Annotated in this window: 2 protein-coding genes; both read left to right on the forward strand. The window is 53.6% G+C overall.

Annotated elements, in window-relative coordinates:
• Positions 1-334, forward strand: a 334-nt coding sequence (locus tag GSQ82_RS10395; protein WP_158792237.1) for a phosphopantetheine-binding protein, incomplete at its 5' end; no start/stop codon positions are given.
• Positions 331-595 (forward strand): hypothetical protein (locus GSQ82_RS10400; protein WP_158792238.1); only part of this gene is annotated, 265 nt, incomplete at its 3' end. The genes GSQ82_RS10395 and GSQ82_RS10400, both read left to right, overlap by 4 nt.

Below are 595 nucleotides of genomic sequence, written 5' to 3' on the forward strand. Positions count from 1 at the left end.
CTATGCCACGCGCGGCTACGAGCCGCCGCGGGGGGAGATCGAAGAGAAGCTGGCGGCGGTGTGGGCCGAGGTATTGAAGCTGGACAGGGTGGGCCGGCACGATCACTTCTTCGAGTTGGGCGGCCACTCGCTCTTGGCGGTGACGCTGATCGAACGCATGCGGCGACTTGGCTTCAAGGTGGATGTGCGGTCACTGTTCGCCACCCCCACACTGGCCGATCTGGCCGCTTCCCTGAACGCTCAATCTGATACCGTCGCGGTACCGCCCAATCTTATTCCCTCTCGCAAAAAACCAAAAAATCGTACCTCAGAAGTAATTGAATTGCGCATATGACCATAGACGAATTGTTAAAAACAATCAGCGCAAGAGCAATACAATTGCGCAAGAGTGGCGATGAATTAATCGCTCGTGGCGACCAGGGAGCACTAGACGCTGCCCTTGTACATCAATTATCTGTTCACAAAACTTTCTTGTTCGAACAGCTTAATGATCAGGATGATACATGGTGGAATCCTCCATTAACCATCACGCCCCAAATGCTGCCTTTGGTGGAGCTAACCCAGGAGGAGATCGAACAGATCGTAAACGCGGTGT

The organism is Granulicella sp. L60 (assembly GCF_009765825.1).
In the GTDB taxonomy this organism is placed as follows: Bacteria; Acidobacteriota; Terriglobia; order Terriglobales; family Acidobacteriaceae; genus Edaphobacter.